This is a genomic window from Paucilactobacillus oligofermentans DSM 15707 = LMG 22743, assembly GCF_001434315.1.
Classification (GTDB): Bacteria; Bacillota; Bacilli; order Lactobacillales; family Lactobacillaceae; genus Paucilactobacillus; species Paucilactobacillus oligofermentans.
Window position 1 is genome coordinate 1 of sequence record NZ_AZFE01000030.1, and the last position, 21,576, is coordinate 21,576.

Here is a 21,576-nt window from a genome sequence, read left to right on the forward strand (position 1 = left end):
TAATTATACTAAATCAGAGTCTCTATTTAACTTGTACACTTTTTATTCTAGGCCCAGTTTCAATTCAACGATTTGTTTGTCGCTCAACTCGTTCACTGAAATGCTTAGTTTCACTTCCTTGTCACCATCTGAATACGATTTAATATTTGCATAGATATTTAGGCTCATTATGCATCCCTCTTTTGATTGACTATAAATCAAGATTAGTTTGACGAATTGCCATCATTGTTGCTGTTGATGGGTTCCAACTATCAATGAATTCAGTGACTAAATCAAAATGACGTTTTCGAAGTTGTGCTCTAGTTTTGATATTAGTAACTTCATTAATCCCACGGTTGATATCTTTATATAAAAGTTTCCGTTGATCAGACGTGATATCAAGTCCACGGTCCTTAACAAAATTGTTCACAGATTGACCTACACGTTTTGAGATGTAGTTATATTCTCCTGGGCTCAAAGTTTGGTTCTCCTCCAGGTCAGTAACACGATCATCAATATCAATTAATGCATCGTTTTGAAGTCTGATTTGTTCAATTGGACTTAATGGTTTAACTTGATAATTTCCATTTTTACGAATACTTGGCAGCACTTCGCCAGTGACCCAATCTTGAAATTGTTCTGCGGTTTCGTTATTCGCTTTAATAGCTAATTTATAAAATTGTGGTTCAGTGATGAAATCACCTTTGCTAATCTTTCTGCCAGTTGTGGCAGAATTTAAATATTCATCGTTGCTAATCTTTCTGCCAGTTGTGGCAGAATTTAAATATTCATTGATACGTGACCAACGAACATTTGTATATCCTTTTGCTGACGATACGATTCCTAATCCGATTGCAGCTTGTTCTGCATCAAATTCAATCGAACCATCTTCTAATTTTTTGATTGGTAAATTTACCACTCCATTGCTGAACTTTTGCAGTTCCATTTAAATCACCCTTTCCGTACTTTTCTTCCACATCTTCAAATACACATGCCAACCAGTCATCTCGTTATATTCCCACTTGATGTTGTCGACGATTTCATAATTTGGATATTTCTTTTTAAATAATGACATCCCCATATCTGGAGACTTGTGAGCTTTTTTGATTGTTGACGTGTAATATTTAGAATCGTTCTTTCTCATAATCGGACGTTTCAAATTACGTGAACTGGACCAACGCTTTTTCCCTTTGGGGTCCTTGCTCAAATAATTCATCAATCTTTCGATACCATTACCAACTAATGACTCATCTGGTTGCAATCTTCGTGCATTAGCATAACCAAGCACTTTACGTTTCTTTTGACCAGGCACCTTAATACTCCACATTGATTCCAACTCATCACGACTGATACCACCATTAATAATTAAATGATGATGGATCTTCTTGGTAAATTCTCCATCCTCGTTCTGAACATATTCAGTAACCAAAATGTATTTCAATGAATCTAGTTTGTTTCGTTTACGTTTAGCTTTTAGCCTTCGAAGAAAATTAGTAACATTCTTCTCGGCTTCCTGAATTGTTTTCGGCCTTGACAAATCTTCATAAGTTAATGTGAGATAGATATCATTTTCATCAAAGTTTCCGTTTCCCAACTCGACTAAATATCTTCTTGCATTTTTATCATTAAGATTTGATTGAGCAGGAGCAGTTACTTTTTCTTTTCGTTTCCTACTTCTGCCTGATCTAGTTCTCTCATCTTCAAGATTACGAGGAATAATATCGACTTCCATATATGAATCGCCAACTGTTATTCTCTTTTCTCTCATGATATTTTTCTCATGCCTATACATCCCGAAAACACCCTTCGTGATTTAGTAACGTCGTTAAGTTAATACCTAATACAAGCCTGCCAAGGCGGCTGTTTTTGACTTAAATCACTAGTAGGCGGTATAATGCCTATTGAAGGAAGTAATCTAAGTCGTAGCCGTCATTGGTTAGGACTTTTTTTGTTACACAAAATTTGTTTCAAAATCTTTGTTCAACACATATCCATGTCTGGAACTTAAATACTCGACCTCTGCTTGAGTAATCTCACAGCTCATGTTTCTTTCATTAATCACATCAACTACATAACCAGCATCAAAATTATGCTTATAGGCTTCCCTAATTACCAAATCGATATAGTCGAGTTCTCCATCGTTGAACCAAAAATGAACATGTTGACGCTGAGCTTTACGAATTACAATCGATTTTTCAACATCTCGTCTTAATTCAAAATCATCATTAATTTCAATCATGGTTTGATCAAGGCTCCAATGATGCGTATTGACTAATTGAAGATATCTATCAACGAAGCGCGCTTCATGCAGTGTTAGTATCTGAATGTCCTCATTTTCAAAAGTTCTTGTGCTAGTTGTCATTACCAGGCATCCCCAATCTTGTTAGATATGCGATAACCTCTTTTGTTATCAGATACTCGTCATGACTTATTCTTGAGTTACGTTTGTGTTTACTTAAAAACTCTCTTGCAGCTCGATTATTGTTATCAAATTCGACCAGGACAAAATCACAAAGTTTCTTAATAATCCTTTCGTGTTTCAGTCCAGCTTTTTTTATTTCAGTTTCAACAAAATTCAATGCGTTCATTCCTTTAAAATTATTTTAAGTTAATACATTAATGCCCAGACAACGACCGGTAAACAAATAGACATAGCAATTGCCATTGGTGTGACCAAACTTCCATACTCATATTTAAATTGTGCCCAAGAATATTTCATTGGTATGCATCCCCTATTCATTCCAGAAGTCATCATGTAAATACTGCATGAATTCTGGATTTTTAAATCTCCATTGACCTGCAACTTTTTTTACAAGCCCACGATTATATGCTTCAGTAGTCTTTTTGTTCTTGCCAATTGCAAAATGATTAATGACCCACTGACTATCTTTAACTCCGATATATTCTTTAACTACCTCAGTACTTATCCAAGGCCTTAGTACTTCAAATCGTTTCGCTACAACTGCTACCTTGCTCGAAACTTGTTTTTCTATTTCTTGACTTAATAGCTCTTCAATTCCTGGCATATTAACTACCTGCTTACTTTTTTAACACTTCATTTGTTATAATCTCTTATTGGAGGCGATATTAATGGAACCAATGTATGAATCTTATGAGGACGGTATAGTGGAGGTTGATGGAGCTAAAGTTGATAACCCCAACATTTGTATGCACTGTCACAATACCGGTGAACAAAAAATATTATTTAGTTTCAAAACTGGTGGCATCCACGATGATTATTACGGTGTTATGCTTTCTTATTGTTATTATTGTCAAAGCACTTCATTCCACTACTTGGCCAGATCAGATGAAGATTATTCTTTTTACTTTATTGAAAAATCAATACCTGAACTAGAAGACAACACTGAATTGAGCGACTACATCAGAAAAACGTTCCCATCATTTTCAAAAATATACTCACAATCTCAAGTTGCTGAAGAAGAAGGACTGGATTTAATTTCAGGTATGGGATACCGAAAAGCTGTTGAGTTCTTAGTGTCAGATTATTTAATCAATTTTCAAAAAGATGACCCTTCAATAACCGAAACTTGGATTTCAAGTCCATTAACTTCATTGAATAATAAAATACAAAAGTTAAATGACGAAAATTTAAAAGCTCTATCGACTGCTATCACCTGGATTGGTAATGATGAAACTCATTACTCCAAAAGAAATCCAGATTATGATATTTCTGAAATGAAAAAATTCATTAACGCACTGCTGGCGATGATTGAATACAACCGCAGTATTGAAGATGCCAAGAATTTTATCAATAGATCTTGATTGCTTATTAATTGCTAGCGTTAATCTTTTTCATTAATTGATTAATTACTTGGGTTGAGTTTTGTAATGCTTGTGTCAGATTGCTAATAATAACTAAATAATTTTCTTTATCGTGCATTGTACTTTCCTCCTAAACATTGGAATTTACTTTCTAATTAAACTTGTTCTAGACCTTGTTTCGTAATGGATATTGAAAGGTGGTGATATACATGCGGTTAAACCATGATTGTGTTCGCGATGTTATGTTGTTCATTGAATCTGATATAACATTCGGTAATTTTTTACATCTTGAAGATTTCCTTCCAATGAAAAATTAAAATCTAGTTACGATTCAGATACCATAAAATACACATTGGCTAAACTTGCAGAAACAAATTATTTGAAGTCAACTCCCCGGTGGATGAACAATGATTTGATTATGTTTTCCACTGGAATGATTACATGGGATGGTCATGAATTTCTTGATACAATTCGTGATCCTGAAGTTTGGTCAAATACTAAAAAGATTTTGTCTCATCTTGAGTCAGTTTCAATTAGCACTGTTTCTAATATCGGTACTGGTGTTTTAAATCACATAATCGACAAACAAATGGGGTACTAAATCTTTGTTTTTGATTTCACTTTTTTAATCATCATTCTGTACCACAGAAAAAACATGAGGATCCAAAACATCCATAGCAATGTGCCTACCACTAATAGGAACATTGTTATTTTTGTGTTCCAAATTAGATATGCAGCAATAAATCCAATCTCAACAAGCGTTGTAATGATTAAAAAAATAAATGAATTCTTTCCCGTTTCAACAATTCTGTTCTTTTCTTCTTCGCTCACGACTTCATCCCCTTTCGTCATCCCCTCGGATTAATTAATTAATATCACATAGTGAGATATTAATCTTTAAAAAAAATATCCTGTACTTGTTTATGAAATGCATTGGCAATAATTAACATTTCATAATCATTAAATGGATATTCGCCACGTTCTTTTAACTCATACTGTCTACGGTCTTTCAATCCAATCATTGTAGCCATATAAGCGGTGGTCCAATGTTGTTCTTTTCTAAAACGTTCCAACTTAACTTTAGGTTTTAGAAATTCATTTCTCAGTTCTTCTTTCGTTGCCCCTTGCATGTCAACACCTCGCTTTCAAAAATAACTATATCTCAACACGAGATATATATCAAGATAAAAATATCTCATTTTTAAATATCTTACTATTTACACAATCTCATAATGTGATATTATTATCACATAAATATAAGAAATAAGGTGTAAATACATGGCTATGAATATATTGGGACCGGTCATCAAAAGTCTTCGCAAATCAAAGCATTTAACTCAAGGTGATTTAAGCAAGTTAACCGGAATTGCACAAAATACAATTTCAAATCATGAAAATCAAAATAGATCACTCGATGAACATGACATTCAACTTTATGCATCAGCATTAAATGTTACCCCTCAGGATTTATATAAATTAGCTTCAAATGAATCTTTAGATAAAGAGGCTTCAAATATCGTTGAATTAAATACGAATAAACCTACCACTTTTGATTTAGCCGATGACAACACGATTGCTATGTATCAAGGTAAGCCTATATCTGATGAAGATATGAAATTAATTAAACGTCTGCTTCGCGGGAAAGAGTAATTTTATGGAACAAACTTTGAACTACCTTTACAATTATGCATTTGACCGTGGTATTGCCATCACGATTACTGACTTAATGGAACTCGATGCACCTTCTGTATCCATTGGTCGTTCAAAAGCAATCGTGATCAATACAAATGTGTCCAACAAAAAAGAACTACCTTTTATGGTGGCTCACGAAATATCTCATCAAATTAATAATGATGTCGGTGTGCTTTACTATACAACCGGAAGTTCACGGTCAAAAATTGAAGTTTCGGCCAACAACAAAGCAATCGACATTTTAATTGATTGCTCAGTAAAAAACGGGTTTGAACAAATTAACGCTGTAAAATTTATGGAAGAATTTGGCATTCCCGCTAAGTTTGAAAACAATGTTATGAATCGATTGGGGAATCGATTTAGCATTTAGGCAATTGTCCAAACCCTAGTGACTTAAAAAATTGGTAATTGGGATAAAATCTTTGGAGGATTTCTCATGGAGAACAATGAACTTTTAGAACAACTCACAACACAAGAACGTTTATTGGTAAGTTCAGAAGTTAGCAACAAGCGAAAAAGTCCAGCAGTAGTTTGGATATTATGGTTACTTCTTGGAATGATTGGTGCTCATCGTTATTATTTCAAAAAAATTGGTACTGGCGTACTAATGACCGCAATTTTTATTTTGTCATTCGGCATGTTATTTTTCGTTAATTTAATTTGGATGATTGTTGACGCTTTTAAACTTAATAGTTGGATTAATGCGGATCAAGCAAAAATTGAAAAAGAAGTTGCCGAGCACATTATCAATACTCGTAATGAATTTAAAAGCTCTCCAGAAGTTGCTAAAGAACCCATTAAAAGTGTTGATACAACACAGGAAGAAATTGGTATAAATGCCTCTGAATCGCCTGTTGCTGATAATGTAATTACAGAAGAAAATGAACCAACTAGTTCTTCATCTACATTAAAGCAAGATATAGTGACATCATTCAGTTTTTCAAACACTACTGCTAGTGTTGAAACTCCAAATTTCACAGTAACACCAGAAGAATCTGAAACAGTCGTTAACAAAATTTTTGACGATTTAAAAGATTTTGTTGTTTTGGATATTGAAACAACTGGACGTAGCGCAGACCAAGACGGTATTACACAAGTTTCTGGTATCAAATATGTTAATGACGAACCAATCGAAACGTTCAATGAATTTGTTAATCCAGAACATGACATCCCCCGCGACATTCAATTTATGACACACATAACACCTGAAATGGTTGCAGACAAACCAACATTTACAGAACTGTTACCAAAACTTTCTGACTTCATTGGCGATAATACAATTATTGGTCACAATGTGAGTTTCGACATCAAATTCCTTCGATTACACGGATATCATCCAGCTGTAATTACGACTGAAGATACCTTAAGTATTTCACGTAGAAAAATTAAAAATATCGAAAATCATAAACTTGAAACTTTAAAAAATTATTATGGCCTAAAAAATCAATCTCACAATTCTTTGAATGACTGCGAAACTACTGCTTTCATATATCGTGAAATACGCGATGGACACTTAGATCAAGTTGTTATTGCTTCTACGGAAGAAACCCCAGGTACTTTATTTGCTGATCTAAGATTCTGTATTACCGGTAAATTCATGGAAATGGATCGTGACGAGATTAAAGAATTAATCACTAAGAATGGCGGTCGTGTCACTGGTGCAGTTTCAAGTCGGACTGATTATCTAATTGTTGGCGAACAAGTTGCTAATAATTTAACCGATGGAATTCATAGTGCATCTGAATTGAAAGCAATGGAATTTTCTGAAAAAGGTGGAAAAATTAAAGTTCTGCACAGCATTGAAGAATTACAATCATTAATTTCTGAAGTTGCCTAATATTCTCGAAAGTTGGTATCGTTATGGATCTAATTTATGTAAGAACAAAAAATAATAATTCATTTGTAATTGAAACCGTCCAAGATGATTTACGTGAACGACTTCATATGCTTTTTGGTTATTCAATCCGCTTATATTGCGAACACATTATTACTGACATGAATCAAAAAGGAACTGACTATTATACTGATTATATCAACTCATCCCCTGTTCAAATTTGCTCACAAGAAGATGTTATTGAACAACGAGCTGCTACTGATATTGAATCATCTATCTACAACATTGTTAAGTCAGAAAAAAAACTTTCTAAAAGCGATCATGAATTTTTGAAGAACTATTTTTACTTTGATTCTGATAACAGAACTGAAAAACAAATTTCGTTGTTTCAATAAGGAAAGGTGAGGTTTCAAAATTGTTAAATCCTATCGAAATGCAAACTGCTTTCAAAGTACTAAATATGATACAGACTGAATCTCATTTTAATAATCTATCATTTACAAATGATGAATCTAACGTTTTGATAAAGTGCATAACTTTGAAATACGTTTCAGGTATTGATCACGAAATGGATTATTCAAGGCATCATTTATTTTCAGGTACTGATGTTGTTATCACAAGTGAAGGCGATAAAATATTGCATCCACTTCCACGAACAACAGATGTTAAAAGGATGATGAAATCTTTTATTACACTTGTAGAAGATAATCGAATTTATGTATTCAATAATGTTCAATTATCAAACGATTCCACTGCACTTGCAGCACTACAAAACATCAAAAATCAAGGTTTTATTATTGGTTTGGGATTAACCTTAACAAAAATGTGTACCATCGTGTCAGTTCGAGGTGCGATGGTAACTGAAAATGGAGAGAATTTTATGAATCCTAAAAATAGTCAATCTAGTAATGTAAGTATAAATATTGGTACAAACAACGGAAACGTTGCAGCCACTAATACCGGAGAAATGAATAATACTATTTCCCTATCATCTCAATTGCAAGATGAACTTGTACGATTAGTTAATGAAGAAGGTTTATCAGAAGTTTTTAAGGATGAATTAATTGAAGCTTCAAATTCTGGAGAAATTTCTAAATTGAGTAAATTCGAAAAATTCCTTCAAAGTCATCCTTCCGTCTTTACACTTGTCACTCAAGTTATAAGCGCAACCATCGCATCTCAAAGTTAAAAGGTACATCCCCCACCGTCGAAAGTAAGGATGCACCAACACATATTTGGAGATGATATAAAATGGAAAATGAAATATTGAAAATAAATGATGTGGCCGATGTCTTTTCTGCTCTGCCTAAAATAAATGCTACTGCTACTTTTTGGATGGTACGAGCCAATAAAGGCGACTATTATTTGGATTTTGTCATGCGTCAGTATGTAGGAATTGGATTTGATGAAATTTCCTTATCAGAGGCACAAGAAAAAACAAATGAACAACTCACTACACTGTTTAAGCAGCGAAAACCAAAAGATGAATTTGGCAAAGAAATCCCAGCAGGTACTTACACAACATGGGTTGGCCAATTAAAACGGTTTGCGAATGAACTGAAACCTGGTGATTATGTTCTTGTTCCATCTGATTCATCAGAACGATTTTCTTTTGGAGTAATAACTGATTTACCTAGAGAGTTGACCGACTCTGAAGTTAATGAATTTTCAGAAGTTGAGGGGCGAAAAAATTCACCTTACAAAAAAAGGCTTTCCGTTCAATTTTTGAAAAGCTTTAACAGACAAGATGCAGACCCTGCTCTTTATAAAATGATTTATACACAAACTACCCTAAGTAAAATTGATAAATATTCTGCTTACATCTTAAGAGCTGCTTACGATGCTTACATTTCTGAAAATAATATTTTCCTTTCGTTCCCCGTTAAACAAAAAGAAAATATCAAGGGCCGTCCATTCACAAAATTCACTTACAACTTAACAGAAGGATTTTACGAATTAAGTAAAGAGGACCTTGTAATAAAAAGCAACGTGCAATCAGAAGGTGTTGTTCAATTAGTACTTGGATTATCAGCAATGTCAGGATTATTTCTATTACTAATTGTGGTTCTGAAGAGTAAAAAAGGATTTACGGTAGAGGCCAACTTAAGAAGCGGTAAGTTCAAATTCACAAAAGAAAACGATGGCATAGTGGCTGAAAGAATTTTAGATTCGCAACAAAGTAGAAAAATAACCGACCAAGAAGCTGATGATGCTCATTTAGCAAGAACAATTGCAATGATGAATACTGCCGGCTTTTCAATGGAAGAAATACAAGCAAAAATATCTAACGAATTACGTGAAGCTACAAAAAAAGCAGATAGTCCCGATGAAGAATCTGATCAAGATTAGCTGCATTTATTTATAGTAAATTTTTATCAATTTCAATACTAAAAAAATATCAATACCTATGGATATTACCAACGTCCACCAATCAATAATTACAATTCCTATAGTGTCCATGACAATTCGAATTATATAATAAATCGGAGTTAGCACTAGCAACATTATACCAGCATACGCCATCAACACATCTGATTGTTTACCCATAACCAGCTCCCCTTTCATATTTAAAAAACACACTCTCATCTCCGACCAAAGTTTTAAGAGTGTGTTAACAGACTAACCAAACTTCGCCAGAAGCTAATTCAGCAAACGGTCGAACCGTTTTTTCATACACTTATAATACTTCAAGGAGGTGTTGCCGTCAATAGCTCGTAACAAAGTGCCTGCTACCATTTTGTTACAATTCAATTCCTGTCATATCCACTACTCCAAAAATTTAAGGAGTGATGAATCATGACAACACCACGAAAGTTAAAAAACGGACGTTGGTCCATCCGTCCCGCATATAAGGATCCCTTAACAGGAAAATGGACTCAAACACAGAAAACGTTTAACAGTAAAACCGAAGCACTCGAATTTGACCGCAAAATACTGTACGAAGCTGACAATGGTTACACGTCAAAAAATACGTCAATCGGCGCTTATTTTGACCACTGGATGGAGACTTATAAAAAGCCTTATTTAAAGCATCGGTCAATTCGTCGGATCACTTACGACTTTGACCATATATTTGACTATTTTGGTCGTCAAAAAAAATTGGCGGATATTACCAAACCAATTTGGCAAACATTTATGAATGATTTATCAAAGAAATATGCCAAAGAAACTAATCGCCTCACGAATGGCGATTTTAGAGCGATGTGCGAGGTTGCAATTGATGAAGGTGTAATCACTCGGAATCCGACTAGAAGCGCCAAATACAGCGGTAAAAAGCTCGATTTGAAGCACGAACGACAATTAGTGTTATCTCTCAATGATTTCAAGAAAGTTGTTCACGCGATTGAGTCATCTGAAGATAGCGTTTCTAAATATGTTTGTTTGGTTCATGCGTTTACTGGTATGCGATTTGGTGAAGTAATCGGACTCACTTGGGACAAAGTTAATATCTTTGCTAAGACAATCCGAGTATCGGAACAATACGATTACGATGATGCGCATAAATTGACTGGTTTAAAGGGCGATTCACCCGAAAGGACTATCAATGTACCAGATGCATTAATCAATCACCTACGCAACTACAAGACGTGGTACAAGGACCAAATTCGTAGAGGTAACATTATTGAGAATGTAGATCGTTTAATTTTTAATTCTGTGACTGGTCATCCAGTTTCAAATTCCGGGATTAACGATTATATTCATGGAATTTGTACCCAAGTTGGCATCGTCCGAATTACTACTCATGGATTCCGACGCACTCAAGCAACTTTAATGACTTTGGCCAATAATGATTTGCGTTCGGTTGCGACCTATCTTGGTCATCAAGATTCGAAGACAACGCTCAAATATTACATCAAGAGCATCCCCGAATTAGAGGAACAAGCACACAAGAAAATGATGACCTTTTACGAAGATGAAAAAATAATTTAAAATTTTTTCGAAATTCGACTATTTTCCTCAATTTATCCGACTCAGTCTAGTTCAAAATGCCAAATTGTTGTGCTAGAAAAGTGCTAGAACTTGCTAGAAAAGTGCTAGAAACTTTGATTTTCAATCATAAACAAAAAGACTTGTAATGCCTATGTATCAACGTTCTTGACGTTAAAACATATTCATAACAAGTCTTGTAAAGTGAAGCGAGTGAGGTTCGAACTCACGACCGTTCGCTTAGAAGGCGAATGCTCTATCCAGCTGAGCTACCGCTCCAGACTTGAATAATTATATGGACTTTAACTTGTAATGTCAATCTAATCTATCCTTAAAGTTATGAATAGTTTTTTTGATTTTGTCTTATTATCGGATTGACTAAGCGCTTACATCGTTATATAATCAATTAAACTCTTATTACTGAACATTAAAGAAATAAATAAATTCTATTAAGGAGGAGTATTTTGGAAAACACTCGAACAGATCCACGAGTAGTAAAAACTCGTAATAACCTGAAGCATGCCCTAGTTCATCTAATGAAAGAATATAAGATTGAAAATATCAGTGTTCAAAAGATTACTGAAACAGCTTCAATTACACGCGGAACCTTTTATCTACATTATAAAGATAAACAAGACTTTATCGATCGTGCGATGAATGGAATTTTAGATGACTTCTTTGAAAACGTCATGACTGAAGTTTATACTTTAGCAGGTAAAAGTTATCCTAACGGGATTAACGTTTTTTCAATGCAACATGCTTTTAAATATATTGAGGACGAAGCCGATGCATTCGATGTTCTTCTTAACAATCCCGAAAATCTGATCTTTTTTGATCGATTGACTAAACGGGTTAACACTGAAATAAATGATTTTCACGAGAAATTAAAAGATGATTTTGTAGAAATTGACGTCCCTACTGATATTCAAATGGCCATGATTGTTTCAGCTGAACTTGGTTTAATTAAATATTGGCTTCAAAAAGGAATGATTTACACCCCTCGTTACATGTCATCTAGCGTAACTAAGCTGATGACCCAGTTACAACATGACAAAATTTTCTTTACGGATTTCTTTTATACCGAAGCATAATACAGTGGTAGTTAACTAGGAATAAATTCCTCTAACTACCTTTTTTATTACCAATAAATACTGTAAGCATGTCTATTATTACAATAATTATTAAAGAAAGCTTAAGTTGTCTATCAAATGGTTAAGATTCCCCCCAATCCTTCCCATTTTATTGATTTATATTAAAAAAGAAACAATAATGTAATATAAGCACTAGAAGACTTGTGCTATAGGGAGGAATCGCCATGGGTCCATTTATTATTATTATTTCGATTTTGTTATTTTCAATGCTCTGGCAAACTTTTTTTGGGAGCCCTACTAAAAAGCAATCTTCAGGTAAACATTTTAATAGTCAAGAAGATCAAGTTATATCTGATGATCAACATGGTAAAGCAGCCTAATTAATTACCGAAATATATAAAAAATATCCGTAAGAATTTCAATTGAGATTCTTACGGATATTTTTTATTTATATTTAATAAGTAGTTTTAATAATCACTAGCTTGTCGTTTTTGATTAACGATATTTTTAGCTTCAAACGCATTCATAATTTCATCTTCAGAATAGCCAAATTCAACTAAACCTAGTTTGAGGAATAATCTCCACGCATGTTTAAAATCATCCTGTCGGTGCTCAAAATACGCTGAATTTAGCATATGTTTAATTGCCAAGTATTCTTTATTTAAATTTTGCAATGCCACTGGCATACCTTTGATTTTTTCAATCCCATCACGATCAAGAACAATTAAATGTGTCCATTGGTGTTTTGCACTAGCCAATAAAAAGAAATCCATTGCGTCCACATACTCATTTAGTAAAGTTTCACGATGCGTTTTTCCTTCATCAGCTTTACCTTTATGCGTCTTCCACACCTTAAACCACTCTGCGGTATTAGCAATTTCAGCTAACTCAACATCTAATGCAACGTACACGTTTTCCAAACTTTTATCTGGTTTCATTGCAATTTGTCGATCATATGCAATTTCATGATCTAACTCAATCGAGCTATGCAGCAATTTAGTAATGTCTAACATTAATTGTTCCTCTTATCCCTTAAATATCATTGGATCTGATTTAATTTCTAATTCTTTTCGATTATCAATAAACCATTTTTTAATTAATTTAAAACGAATTAAAATATCAAAGAATGATACTGCTTCTTTTCCATCATCAACTGAAAATGCCCAAGTATCACCCGCAGCAGCTAAAATTAACTTAGAAGAAACATCCATCTGTAAGCTCATTCCAGTTCGACCCTGTAAGTTCATTAACATATAATCTGTTCCTTCAGTAGAAACAAATAATTTATCAATGACGTCAACATTCATTTTTTTATTCAATAGATAGTAATTAGCTTCATTAGATGTATCCAGAATACCTAAATCAACACTAAAGCCTAAATCGGTTTGGAGATAACGAGCTAATGTAATCAATGGGTTGATTGCCTGTTGAATTTGAATGATAGTCGTCACTTCACTTAACTTTTCAACAAACAAGTTGATTAACGCAGAATTATTAAACCGCATCATTCGTTTTTGTAAATTAAGATAAAATAATGATTCACCTGTCTTAGTTTCAGTAAAGAACGCGCCACCATTTTTTGCTTTATCAATTACAAATTTAAATTTAGCCGATTCACCAAGTTGACTAAGCTTTCCACTAACATCAACAGACTCTTCATTGATTATAACTTCAAGTGAATCGTTATTATGAAAATTCAACAATCTTGAAATGAAAACCAAATAATAATCTTGAACTTGATATTGAAAAGGAAACTTAACATACTTATTTTCAAGTACATATTCTGACAATTGGCTAGATGAATCTAATAATTCTTCAGCATCCTCTGTTTGAATCAGACGGTTAATTAATTTGATATAAGTCTCTCCAGCCGTCAATCCATCTTTAAAGACATTCGTAAAATTACTCATTTGCTCAGTGATTTGATCATTACTCATGATTATTCACCTGCTTTTCATTTGAAATAAATCCCAAATAATCTGCATACAAACTACGATTAGCAGCTTCAAAAGTTTCAAAACTACTAAATGTATCGATAATACTTTTTTGTTCATAACTCAAAATAGTATTTTCCTTTGATAACGTTAAGACTTTAGCTTCATTATCCTTAATTTGCTTTTTCGCTCCACGAGCCTTATCATCTTGATCTTCTAAATCACTTAATTGATCAATCAACTCTTGACGAGCTTCTTTTTGTTTGCCAGATTCCCATGGCATTCCATTTTTATTATTGACTTCTTTTAATTCATTTTGAATTTCAGCCTTTTTGGTTTCTCGTGTACTTTGACTATCAATTAAATCTTGTAGCCAATCATTTTCTTTCGAAATTTCGGCAATTTTCTTAGTATTATATCGTTTACCTTCTTTTGAAAGTCCAAATGACGTAGAAAGTTTTTCATATTCTGCTTCGTGAAAAATAAAGCGAACGTTTAAGACATCAAGCTCACCAAATTCTCGTCTATCCCACCAATTACCGAAATACACACGGAAATGTCCTTGTGCAAATTCTTCATAATAAAAGAATGGATAATGCTGTCCTAGATATTGAATAAGATTAGAACTCAAATAATGGCTCAATTCGTCTGATAGGTTATCTACTAAATTTGCAACCGTCACATCATTTTCAACGTTTTCAGTGTGTAAAATTTCAGATGCGTATCGACGAGAGTCTAATAATGAATATACTAGTTTGTCATCGTGATGATTGACCGCCGCCTGCAAATTTTGTAAATATTGCATTTTAATTGTGATTTGGTCAGAAATTACATCAATCACGTTTTCTGGACTATTTTCTTCTGTCATTTCGAACTCTCCTTAACACATATTTATATACTAATAATACCTAATTATACCAACTTATTAAAGCGGTTTAATTTAATTAAGTAAAAATTAAAAAAGCAATCTCGCTATCAAAGCAAGACTACCCATTAAATTATTTTTAATAATTAATATTTTTCCATATATTGTTCACGTTCCCAATCAGATACTTCTTGACGATATGCGTCATATTCAAGATTCTTAGCTTCCACAAAACCATTGTAGAGATGTGGACCCATTGCCGTCTTAATTACTTCATCGGTTGAAAGATACTTCAACGCATTGTGCAAAGTACTTGGTAAGCTATCAATATTATTATCTTCACGTTCTTCTTCGCCCATTCGATAAATATTACGATCAACACTATCTTCAGGTGTGATATTATTTTTAATTCCATCAAGTCCAGCTTCTAAGACTGCTGCAATTGCAAGGTATGGATTGGCTGCAGGATCGACTGAACGTAATTCAAGACGTGTAGATACACCACGTGAATTTGGTACTCGAATTAGTGGTGATCGATTAGATCCTGACCATGCCACATAAACTGGCGCTTCAAAGCCAGGAACCAAACGCTTGTATGAGTTAACAATTGGATTGGTAATCGCTGTAAAACTACGTGCATGTTTTAATAAACCACCAAGGAAATTATAAGCAGTATCTGAAAGTTCAAGTTCTCCACTTTCATCAAAGAAGGCATTACCTTTTTCATTAAATAGTGACATGTTAATATGCATTCCTGAACCATTAATTGATGGTAATGGTTTTGGCATAAAGGTTGCAAACAAACCATATTTACGAGCAACTGTTTTGACAACCAATTTAAAAGTTTGAATATTATCAGCTGCTTCAAGTGCACTAGCATATTTGAAATCAACTTCATGTTGTCCCGGTGCAACCTCATGATGTGCAGCTTCAATTTCAAAGCCCATATTTTCAAGTTCAAGTACAATATCGCGACGACAATTTTCACCTAAATCCATTGGTGCCATATCAAAATAACTACCCTGATCATTTAGCTTAGTTGTGGGTTTACCATCTTCATCCATTTTGAATAAGAAGAATTCAGGTTCTGGTCCAATATTAAAGTCGGTAAAGCCAGCTTTTTTCATATTTTCAAGAACGCGAATCAAATTGTTACGAGGATCGCCATCAAATGGCTTGAGATCAGCAGTATAAACTTCACAAATTACACGTGCAACTTTACCGTGCTCTGCTCCCCATGGAAAGACCATCCATGTCGACATATCAGGATATAAGTACATGTCACTTTCTTCAATTCGAACAAATCCATCAATTGATGAACCATCAAACATGATTTTATTATCTAATAACTTATCAAGTTGACTTGTTGAAACCTCAACGTTTTTAATTGTTCCAAATAGATCAGTAAACATTAAACGTAAAAAGCGAACATTTTCATCCTTAACTAATTGATGAACCTCATCGTTTGTAAACATGTGCTTTGCCATAAATTTTCTCCTGTCCTTTCTCATAACAACATTAAAATGGTTTCTGTAAGGGTGTCTGTGAGTTCGTAAGTAATTTTACCTGTCTGAACCCACTTTGTCGAAGGAGTTCATCGTGAAGGATTTTTCGAACATCATCGTCAGTTAATGATTTATTCAAGCGCTCTTTGAATTGCTCTTGTTCAAGTTGCTTTTGCGTAAATACTTTTCGAATTCCAGCCATATTCAGACCATCATCAATATAATCTTTGATTTCAAGCAATCGATCAATATCATTCAATGAATATAATCGTCGATTACCATCACTTCGCTCAGGCTTAATTAAGTCTTGCGATTCATAATATCTAATTTGACGAGCCGTTAAGTTCGTCAATTTCATGACCGTTCCAATTGGAAGAACTGCTAACGAACGTCGAAGTTCTTTTTCCTTCAAAATGTCTCCTCCTTCCTTAATGTGTTTTAGAATAACAGGAGAGAAATAAAAAGTCAATCAATGATGTCATAAAACATAACATCATTGATTAACTTTTTATTAAATCCAGTCAGCAACCCGTGAATTTACTTGTTCGATCGTATTTTCATTGTTAACTAAATCAAACCATTCAACCGTCATTTTATTTCGAAACCAGGTTAATTGGCGCTTTGCATAATGCCTTGAATCCTTTTTAATATTTTCAATTGCTAAGTCCAAAGATATCTTGTCTTCAAAATAATCAAACAGTTCATGATAACCAATTCCCTTAGCTGCTGGTGAATCAACTCCGCCGGTTTGATATAACCACTTTGCCTCTTCTAATAAACCAGTTTTAATCATCAGATCAACCCGACTATTAATGCGATCATATAATACTTTGCGATCAGTATTTAACCCAATTAATTTAAAATCGAATTCTGCACTATTAGTTACTTGCTTTGAAAAACGATGACCTGTTTTTTCGATAACTTCTAAAGCCCGAATCACACGCCGTGAATTATTTGGTTCAATCTCTTTAGCCGCCTCTGGGTCCTTTTCATTAAGTTGATTCCAAAGATCTTTTGGACCATTTTTTTCCAAATATTGATTCAAAGTTTGTCTAACAGTTTCTGAATTACCATCAAATTCATCATCACCCAGCGTTAGATTTTCAGTTAAAGCTTGTAAATAAAATCCGGTACCGCCAACAATAATTGGTAATTTACCACGTTGATGGATATCTTTGATTAAGTCAGTTGCCAATGATTTGAATTCAGCCACAGAGAATCGCTGATCATATTCCTTAATATTAATTAGATGATGTACGATCCCATCCATTTCTAGTGGCGTAACCTTCGCCGTCCCAATATCTAAATGATTATAAACTTGCATCGAATCACCCGAAATAATTTCGCCATTCAATTCTTTTGCCATTTGGATTGACAGTTTAGTTTTTCCAACTGCAGTTGGACCAACAATTGCAACTACTTTTAGCATCTTTTTCTCCTAATTTATAGTCTTTACTGGTAATCTTGTGAATTTTTTTGCATAATATAGATAATCAAACGAGGAGGCGTGATCATGAAATCATTTACAAAAGGTGTTGTAATCGGAACTGCTGCTACAATCGGTGCCGTAGTTGGTGGCTTATTTTCTTATCATCGTAAGGTCGTTAAACCAATTGAGGATCAAGAAATTAAATTCGATGAAAACCGTCGAACAGCAAACCGAAAAAATCGTTCTGCACACAATCTATAATATACTACAATTAAGAACAGAACGTGGTAACAAACTTTACTGTGGTATTTTGTAATAGCTTAGCCACTATTTTATAAATTTGTATATTTTAAAAGGGTTGAACAAAACTAACATTTTGTTCAACCCTTTTTTATTAATACTTTTTAGTTTTTGTTTTTCCGGTCCAACGAGCGTAACCACTTTTTAAAATTGAAATATCAGTATAACCTTTTTTACTAAGCAATTTTGATGCTCGCGTACTTAACATCATTCCTTGATCATAAAGATAAACTGGTAAATCACTACGAATTTCAACAGAGCGTTGCTTAAGCATTGTTAAAGGAATATTACGTGAGCCCATAATATGACCACGATCAAAATCATTCTTTTCCCGTAAATCAATTACTTGTGCCTTCCGCATTCCTTGCGTAAATTCTTCTTCAGTGATGATGTTTGCATAGCGTTTACGTTGAATATATTGATATACACGGTAAATAATCCACGCAACAATTAAAACAATTACTATAATATAAAGCATATTCATTCCAGAAACTCCAAGTACCAATTTTTCTTCCTCCAAAAATTACATAAATTTCTTTGCGAGTGATGCGGCACCAATAATACCGGCATCATTACCTAATTCGGCCAACTTCAATGAAGTTGATTCACGAACAGTTGGGAATGCAAATTTTTCAAAACTAGTTTTAACAAAATCTAGTAGAAATTCCCCAGCAGCTGACACTCCACCACCAATGACGATAAATTCTGGATTTAGAATATTACCAACGTTAGCTGCAGCCATTCCTAAGTAGTAGCCAACTTTTTCAGCAACTTTTACAGCTAAATAATCATCTTCCTTAGCTAAATCAAATACTATTTTTGAAGTAATTTCTTCACCATCATTAATCATTGCACTTAACTTACTATCACCAACGTATTGTTCTGCGAAGTCTTGTGCCAATTGAACAATCCCGGTAGCTGATGCATATCGTTCCAAACAGCCACGATTTCCACATGTACATAGATATCCATCTGGTTGAACATTCATATGGCCTAATTCACCACCTGCACCAACCACACCATGAATTAAATGATTATTAGCAATAACTCCACCACCAACACCAGTTCCTAAGGTAATAAAGACTACATCGGTACTATTATTTCCAGCACCCTTCCAGCGTTCACCTAAAGCAGCTACGTTAGCATCGTTGTCGATAACAAACTTTAAGCCAGTACCGGCTTCAATTAATTCTTGAACCGGTTGACTTTCACGCCAATTTAAATTGAAGGCCCCTTTAACAGTCCCATTAGCAAAATTAACCGTTCCTGGAGTTCCCATTCCGATTCCGATAAATTGATCTTTAGTCATTTCATACATATCAATATGATGATTAATTGATTCAACAATATCTGGAACAATATGACTACCATCATCTAAAATATTGGTTCTTAATGACCATTTTTGTTGAACTTCGCCAGTGTCTGTCAAGATTGCAAACTTAATTGTTGTACCACCTAAATCAACACCGATTAACTTTTTATTCATATCTAAATCTCCCTAATGCCGTTTATTTATATCTCTCGTTTTCTTCTTCAAATCGATGTTCATGTCGAAGCACAATTTTAGCTCTTAAATACAAATCCTTTTCAACAACCCCAGATTTATAAAGATTGTCTAATTCAAGGGCAATTAATTCAATATCCCACATTCTTTTACCAACGTAGACATAAACCCCAAATTGTTTAAGTAATTGCTGTACATCGTACAACGTGTTCATTTCACGATCCAAAACTAAAATCCTCGCATTCCGATTTGAAGAAATAACGCAATAGCTATACATAATATAATGCCACTAAGAAAGCGCTTTATCAAGTCATTTTTTCCAAGTTTCGGTGCTCCAACTACATAAGCAATTAAGAAACCACCAATTAATCCACCAATATGTCCATAAATATCAACACCTGATAAAAATATGTCAAAAACTAAATTTATCACAATAAAGGTTAAAAATTGACGTGCCATCAATCGAATATAAAGATTATCTTTAAATGACTCACCTAACATCATAAAGGCCCCAAATAGACCAAAAATTGATGTACTTGCCCCAGCTGAAATATTGGCTGGTAATAATACAAAACTCGCAATATTTCCGACTACGCCAGAAACTAAATACACAATTGTAAATCGCCAATGACCAAACAGCGATTCTACTATTTTTCCAAGATAAAATACCGTAACCATATTTACGACTAAATGCATCAAGCCAATATGAATAAACATTGGTGTAACTAATCGCCACCAATCTCCTTGTTGAATGAACGGTGTATATTTTGCCCCAAATGCCAATAAAACTTGAGTATTACTTGATCCACCCGCAATTGTCATCATCAAAAATACAATAATATTGATAGCAACAATTATATAAGTCACAAATGGTTGATTCTTTAAATCCTTAATCATTTCTTCCTCCTTGAGACATTAAAACTTGTTTGATTTTAATATCAAACGGATCAATATACTGATTAATTATCTCCGTTGGTATCCGTTGTTCATCTAAACATAATGAGATTGTATCATTTTCAAAGTCCGCAAGATAGCGATCATAATATCCACCACCAAATCCAATTCGATATCCATTTTCTGAAAACGCAACTCCAGGAACAAGCATCAAATTAATATTATGTTTTACAATCACCGTTCCATTAACGGGTTCGTCAATATGGAATTTAACTTCAAATTCTGTCTTGTCGGTTAATTCAACAAATTCCATTTGGCGTTTCGGTAACGTTCGCGGAATTACGACTTTTTTCCCATCTGATTGAGCACGTTTGATAATCACATCGGTATCTAACTCCATTGGCGAACTGATGGTAACACCAATTATGTCAGCATTATTCCATTGTTCACTCAAGAATAACTGCTCGATCAAGTTTTGTTGATTAACTTTTTTTTGATCTGGATTGGCATTCATCATTTGTCCGATAAATTGCTCACGGATACTTTTTTTTGAAGTCATTTAATCACTCCTCTTAAAAATTAATAAAAAAAAGAGCCGCAGCATTAGCCAACGACTCTAAATCTTATCCCGAATAAATAATATTATTTTGTTTCGCGATGTAATGTAACTTTACGTTCCCGTGGGCAATATTTTTTAAATTCAACACGGTCGGGATTGTTACGACGATTCTTACTTGATAAGTAATTACGTTCGTGGCAATCAGTACATTCTAGTGTAATATGAACACGCATGTCGGAAACCTCCAAACTTTTTCTTTAATTAATTGGGTAAACCCTAA

31 protein-coding genes, 1 tRNA gene and 1 pseudogene are annotated in these 21,576 nt (G+C 33.9%); 12 read left to right on the forward strand and 21 right to left on the reverse strand.

The annotated features are described in order from the left end of the window. Positions 1-42: 42 nt before the first annotated feature. The 6 genes from FC70_RS09515 to FC70_RS02695 form a co-directional block, all read right to left on the reverse strand. Positions 43-168, reverse strand: coding sequence for a hypothetical protein (locus FC70_RS09515; RefSeq protein ID WP_268871760.1), 126 nt, complete (start codon positions 166-168; stop codon positions 43-45). A gap of 22 nt (positions 169-190) precedes the next feature. Then, positions 191-925, reverse strand: coding sequence for a BRO family protein (locus FC70_RS02675; RefSeq protein ID WP_057889476.1), 735 nt, complete (start codon positions 923-925; stop codon positions 191-193). Next, a complete protein-coding gene (locus tag FC70_RS02680) occupies positions 926-1,747 on the reverse strand; it encodes a rolling circle replication-associated protein (protein WP_057889641.1) in 822 nt (273 codons plus the stop codon). It lies immediately after the preceding gene. 183 nt (positions 1,748-1,930) lie between these two features. Next, on the reverse strand, positions 1,931-2,341 hold the full coding sequence (locus tag FC70_RS02685; RefSeq protein ID WP_057889477.1) for a hypothetical protein: 411 nt from the start codon (positions 2,339-2,341) through the stop codon (positions 1,931-1,933). Beyond that, complete coding sequence (locus FC70_RS02690; RefSeq protein ID WP_145980468.1) at positions 2,331-2,567, reverse strand: hypothetical protein; 237 nt, start codon at positions 2,565-2,567, stop codon at positions 2,331-2,333. Before FC70_RS02690 ends, FC70_RS02685 begins: the two co-directional genes overlap by 11 nt. Before the next feature lie 144 nt (positions 2,568-2,711). Beyond that, the gene (locus tag FC70_RS02695) at positions 2,712-3,005 is read right to left on the reverse strand and encodes a hypothetical protein (RefSeq protein ID WP_057889479.1); all 294 of its coding nucleotides are present in this window, start codon (positions 3,003-3,005) and stop codon (positions 2,712-2,714) included. Between the two features lie 64 nt (positions 3,006-3,069). Between FC70_RS02695 and FC70_RS02700 the strand changes: the two genes are divergently transcribed. After that, entirely contained in the window at positions 3,070-3,762 is a 693-nt protein-coding gene (locus FC70_RS02700) for a DUF4145 domain-containing protein (RefSeq protein WP_057889480.1), read from the forward strand. 352 nt (positions 3,763-4,114) lie between these two features. Continuing rightward, positions 4,115-4,363, forward strand: coding sequence for a DUF2513 domain-containing protein (locus FC70_RS09465; protein ID WP_235804068.1), 249 nt, complete (start codon positions 4,115-4,117; stop codon positions 4,361-4,363). Here the strand turns inward: FC70_RS09465 and FC70_RS02710 are convergent. Both FC70_RS02710 and FC70_RS02715 read right to left on the reverse strand, forming a co-directional pair. Then, entirely contained in the window at positions 4,360-4,593 is a 234-nt protein-coding gene (locus tag FC70_RS02710) for a hypothetical protein (protein WP_057889481.1), read from the reverse strand. The genes FC70_RS09465 and FC70_RS02710 overlap by 4 nt on opposite strands. Before the next feature lie 59 nt (positions 4,594-4,652). Next, positions 4,653-4,892 (reverse strand): helix-turn-helix transcriptional regulator, encoded by a 240-nt coding sequence (locus tag FC70_RS02715; RefSeq protein WP_057889482.1) that lies wholly within the window; start codon positions 4,890-4,892, stop codon positions 4,653-4,655. A 154-nt stretch (positions 4,893-5,046) separates the two neighbouring features. Here FC70_RS02715 and FC70_RS09470 point away from each other — a divergent pair. The 7 genes and pseudogenes from FC70_RS09470 to FC70_RS02755 all read left to right on the forward strand — a co-directional run. After that, positions 5,047-5,244 (forward strand): annotated as a pseudogene (locus FC70_RS09470) (helix-turn-helix domain-containing protein); the annotation flags it as partial. 172 nt (positions 5,245-5,416) lie between these two features. Next, the gene (locus FC70_RS02725; RefSeq protein ID WP_057889484.1) at positions 5,417-5,824 is read left to right on the forward strand and encodes a hypothetical protein; all 408 of its coding nucleotides are present in this window, start codon (positions 5,417-5,419) and stop codon (positions 5,822-5,824) included. Positions 5,825-5,890: 66 nt separating this feature from the next. Continuing rightward, the gene (locus FC70_RS02730) at positions 5,891-7,291 is read left to right on the forward strand and encodes an exonuclease domain-containing protein (protein ID WP_057889485.1); all 1,401 of its coding nucleotides are present in this window, start codon (positions 5,891-5,893) and stop codon (positions 7,289-7,291) included. A 23-nt stretch (positions 7,292-7,314) separates the two neighbouring features. Further along, complete coding sequence (locus tag FC70_RS02735; protein WP_057889486.1) at positions 7,315-7,683, forward strand: hypothetical protein; 369 nt, start codon at positions 7,315-7,317, stop codon at positions 7,681-7,683. A 20-nt stretch (positions 7,684-7,703) separates the two neighbouring features. Next, positions 7,704-8,477: a hypothetical protein gene (locus FC70_RS02740; protein WP_057889487.1), complete on the forward strand. Its 774-nt coding sequence runs from the start codon at positions 7,704-7,706 to the stop codon at positions 8,475-8,477. A 62-nt stretch (positions 8,478-8,539) separates the two neighbouring features. After that, positions 8,540-9,637: a hypothetical protein gene (locus tag FC70_RS02745; protein ID WP_057889488.1), complete on the forward strand. Its 1,098-nt coding sequence runs from the start codon at positions 8,540-8,542 to the stop codon at positions 9,635-9,637. A gap of 447 nt (positions 9,638-10,084) precedes the next feature. Then, positions 10,085-11,218: a tyrosine-type recombinase/integrase gene (locus FC70_RS02755; RefSeq protein WP_057889490.1), complete on the forward strand. Its 1,134-nt coding sequence runs from the start codon at positions 10,085-10,087 to the stop codon at positions 11,216-11,218. A 202-nt stretch (positions 11,219-11,420) separates the two neighbouring features. Here the strand turns inward: FC70_RS02755 and FC70_RS02760 are convergent. Next, a tRNA-Arg gene (locus FC70_RS02760) sits at positions 11,421-11,494 on the reverse strand. 185 nt (positions 11,495-11,679) lie between these two features. Here FC70_RS02760 and FC70_RS02765 point away from each other — a divergent pair. Continuing rightward, positions 11,680-12,306, forward strand: a complete 627-nt coding sequence (locus FC70_RS02765; protein WP_057889491.1) for a TetR/AcrR family transcriptional regulator — start codon at positions 11,680-11,682, stop codon at positions 12,304-12,306. Positions 12,307-12,530: 224 nt separating this feature from the next. Further along, positions 12,531-12,686 (forward strand): hypothetical protein, encoded by a 156-nt coding sequence (locus tag FC70_RS09215; protein ID WP_157045247.1) that lies wholly within the window; start codon positions 12,531-12,533, stop codon positions 12,684-12,686. A gap of 87 nt (positions 12,687-12,773) precedes the next feature. On the opposite strand, the gene FC70_RS02770 is transcribed toward FC70_RS09215, so the two are convergent. The 6 genes from FC70_RS02770 to miaA form a co-directional block, all read right to left on the reverse strand. Next, positions 12,774-13,319: a dUTPase gene (locus FC70_RS02770; RefSeq protein ID WP_057889492.1), complete on the reverse strand. Its 546-nt coding sequence runs from the start codon at positions 13,317-13,319 to the stop codon at positions 12,774-12,776. A 12-nt stretch (positions 13,320-13,331) separates the two neighbouring features. Continuing rightward, the gene (locus FC70_RS02775) at positions 13,332-14,243 is read right to left on the reverse strand and encodes a hypothetical protein (protein ID WP_057889493.1); all 912 of its coding nucleotides are present in this window, start codon (positions 14,241-14,243) and stop codon (positions 13,332-13,334) included. Continuing rightward, complete coding sequence (locus tag FC70_RS02780) at positions 14,236-15,108, reverse strand: hypothetical protein (RefSeq protein WP_057889494.1); 873 nt, start codon at positions 15,106-15,108, stop codon at positions 14,236-14,238. The genes FC70_RS02775 and FC70_RS02780 overlap by 8 nt, the downstream gene beginning before the upstream one ends. Positions 15,109-15,251: 143 nt before the next feature. Continuing rightward, on the reverse strand, positions 15,252-16,592 hold the full coding sequence (gene glnA / locus FC70_RS02785) for a type I glutamate--ammonia ligase (protein WP_057889495.1): 1,341 nt from the start codon (positions 16,590-16,592) through the stop codon (positions 15,252-15,254). 31 nt (positions 16,593-16,623) lie between these two features. Next, entirely contained in the window at positions 16,624-17,022 is a 399-nt protein-coding gene (locus FC70_RS02790; protein WP_057889496.1) for a MerR family transcriptional regulator, read from the reverse strand. Between the two features lie 99 nt (positions 17,023-17,121). After that, complete coding sequence (miaA, locus tag FC70_RS02795; RefSeq protein ID WP_057889497.1) at positions 17,122-18,039, reverse strand: tRNA (adenosine(37)-N6)-dimethylallyltransferase MiaA; 918 nt, start codon at positions 18,037-18,039, stop codon at positions 17,122-17,124. 84 nt (positions 18,040-18,123) lie between these two features. On the opposite strand from miaA, the gene FC70_RS09125 reads away from it, so the two are divergent. Beyond that, positions 18,124-18,300 (forward strand): DUF3042 family protein, encoded by a 177-nt coding sequence (locus tag FC70_RS09125; RefSeq protein WP_083478610.1) that lies wholly within the window; start codon positions 18,124-18,126, stop codon positions 18,298-18,300. Positions 18,301-18,433: 133 nt separating this feature from the next. Here FC70_RS09125 and FC70_RS02800 read toward each other — a convergent pair whose 3' ends face one another. The 6 genes from FC70_RS02800 to rpmG form a co-directional block, all read right to left on the reverse strand. Next, entirely contained in the window at positions 18,434-18,844 is a 411-nt protein-coding gene (locus tag FC70_RS02800; protein WP_112278668.1) for a rhodanese-like domain-containing protein, read from the reverse strand. 18 nt (positions 18,845-18,862) lie between these two features. Then, entirely contained in the window at positions 18,863-19,825 is a 963-nt protein-coding gene (locus tag FC70_RS02805) for an ROK family glucokinase (RefSeq protein ID WP_057889498.1), read from the reverse strand. A gap of 22 nt (positions 19,826-19,847) precedes the next feature. Continuing rightward, entirely contained in the window at positions 19,848-20,057 is a 210-nt protein-coding gene (locus FC70_RS02810; protein ID WP_057889643.1) for a YqgQ family protein, read from the reverse strand. Between the two features lie 14 nt (positions 20,058-20,071). Further along, positions 20,072-20,740 (reverse strand): rhomboid family intramembrane serine protease, encoded by a 669-nt coding sequence (locus tag FC70_RS02815; protein WP_057889499.1) that lies wholly within the window; start codon positions 20,738-20,740, stop codon positions 20,072-20,074. Then, positions 20,733-21,296, reverse strand: a complete 564-nt coding sequence (locus FC70_RS02820) for a 5-formyltetrahydrofolate cyclo-ligase (RefSeq protein WP_057889500.1) — start codon at positions 21,294-21,296, stop codon at positions 20,733-20,735. Before FC70_RS02820 ends, FC70_RS02815 begins: the two co-directional genes overlap by 8 nt. 83 nt (positions 21,297-21,379) lie before the next feature. Beyond that, positions 21,380-21,529 carry a 50S ribosomal protein L33 gene (gene rpmG / locus FC70_RS02825; RefSeq protein WP_057889501.1) on the reverse strand — a complete coding sequence of 50 codons (150 nt, stop codon included), beginning with the start codon at positions 21,527-21,529 and terminating at the stop codon, positions 21,380-21,382. Positions 21,530-21,576 lie beyond the last annotated feature (47 nt).

Coding starts and splice junctions, on each gene's coding strand:
- FC70_RS09515 (WP_268871760.1), bottom strand. CDS start 168: ATGAGCCTAAATATCTATGCAAATATTAAATCGTATTCAGATGGTGAC.
- FC70_RS02675 (WP_057889476.1), bottom strand. CDS start 925: ATGGAACTGCAAAAGTTCAGCAATGGAGTGGTAAATTTACCAATCAAA.
- FC70_RS02680 (WP_057889641.1), bottom strand. CDS start 1,747: ATGAGAGAAAAGAGAATAACAGTTGGCGATTCATATATGGAAGTCGAT.
- FC70_RS02685 (WP_057889477.1), bottom strand. CDS start 2,341: ATGACAACTAGCACAAGAACTTTTGAAAATGAGGACATTCAGATACTA.
- FC70_RS02690 (WP_145980468.1), bottom strand. CDS start 2,567: ATGAACGCATTGAATTTTGTTGAAACTGAAATAAAAAAAGCTGGACTG.
- FC70_RS02695 (WP_057889479.1), bottom strand. CDS start 3,005: ATGCCAGGAATTGAAGAGCTATTAAGTCAAGAAATAGAAAAACAAGTT.
- FC70_RS02700 (WP_057889480.1), top strand. CDS start 3,070: ATGGAACCAATGTATGAATCTTATGAGGACGGTATAGTGGAGGTTGAT.
- FC70_RS02715 (WP_057889482.1), bottom strand. CDS start 4,892: ATGCAAGGGGCAACGAAAGAAGAACTGAGAAATGAATTTCTAAAACCT.
- FC70_RS02725 (WP_057889484.1), top strand. CDS start 5,417: ATGGAACAAACTTTGAACTACCTTTACAATTATGCATTTGACCGTGGT.
- FC70_RS02730 (WP_057889485.1), top strand. CDS start 5,891: ATGGAGAACAATGAACTTTTAGAACAACTCACAACACAAGAACGTTTA.
- FC70_RS02735 (WP_057889486.1), top strand. CDS start 7,315: ATGGATCTAATTTATGTAAGAACAAAAAATAATAATTCATTTGTAATT.
- FC70_RS02745 (WP_057889488.1), top strand. CDS start 8,540: ATGGAAAATGAAATATTGAAAATAAATGATGTGGCCGATGTCTTTTCT.
- FC70_RS02755 (WP_057889490.1), top strand. CDS start 10,085: ATGACAACACCACGAAAGTTAAAAAACGGACGTTGGTCCATCCGTCCC.
- FC70_RS09215 (WP_157045247.1), top strand. CDS start 12,531: ATGGGTCCATTTATTATTATTATTTCGATTTTGTTATTTTCAATGCTC.
- FC70_RS02770 (WP_057889492.1), bottom strand. CDS start 13,319: ATGTTAGACATTACTAAATTGCTGCATAGCTCGATTGAGTTAGATCAT.
- FC70_RS02775 (WP_057889493.1), bottom strand. CDS start 14,243: ATGAGTAATGATCAAATCACTGAGCAAATGAGTAATTTTACGAATGTC.
- FC70_RS02780 (WP_057889494.1), bottom strand. CDS start 15,108: ATGACAGAAGAAAATAGTCCAGAAAACGTGATTGATGTAATTTCTGAC.
- glnA (WP_057889495.1), bottom strand. CDS start 16,592: ATGGCAAAGCACATGTTTACAAACGATGAGGTTCATCAATTAGTTAAG.
- miaA (WP_057889497.1), bottom strand. CDS start 18,039: ATGCTAAAAGTAGTTGCAATTGTTGGTCCAACTGCAGTTGGAAAAACT.
- FC70_RS09125 (WP_083478610.1), top strand. CDS start 18,124: ATGAAATCATTTACAAAAGGTGTTGTAATCGGAACTGCTGCTACAATC.
- FC70_RS02805 (WP_057889498.1), bottom strand. CDS start 19,825: ATGAATAAAAAGTTAATCGGTGTTGATTTAGGTGGTACAACAATTAAG.
- FC70_RS02810 (WP_057889643.1), bottom strand. CDS start 20,057: ATGAACACGTTGTACGATGTACAGCAATTACTTAAACAATTTGGGGTT.
- FC70_RS02815 (WP_057889499.1), bottom strand. CDS start 20,740: ATGATTAAGGATTTAAAGAATCAACCATTTGTGACTTATATAATTGTT.
- FC70_RS02820 (WP_057889500.1), bottom strand. CDS start 21,296: ATGACTTCAAAAAAAAGTATCCGTGAGCAATTTATCGGACAAATGATG.
- rpmG (WP_057889501.1), bottom strand. CDS start 21,529: ATGCGTGTTCATATTACACTAGAATGTACTGATTGCCACGAACGTAAT.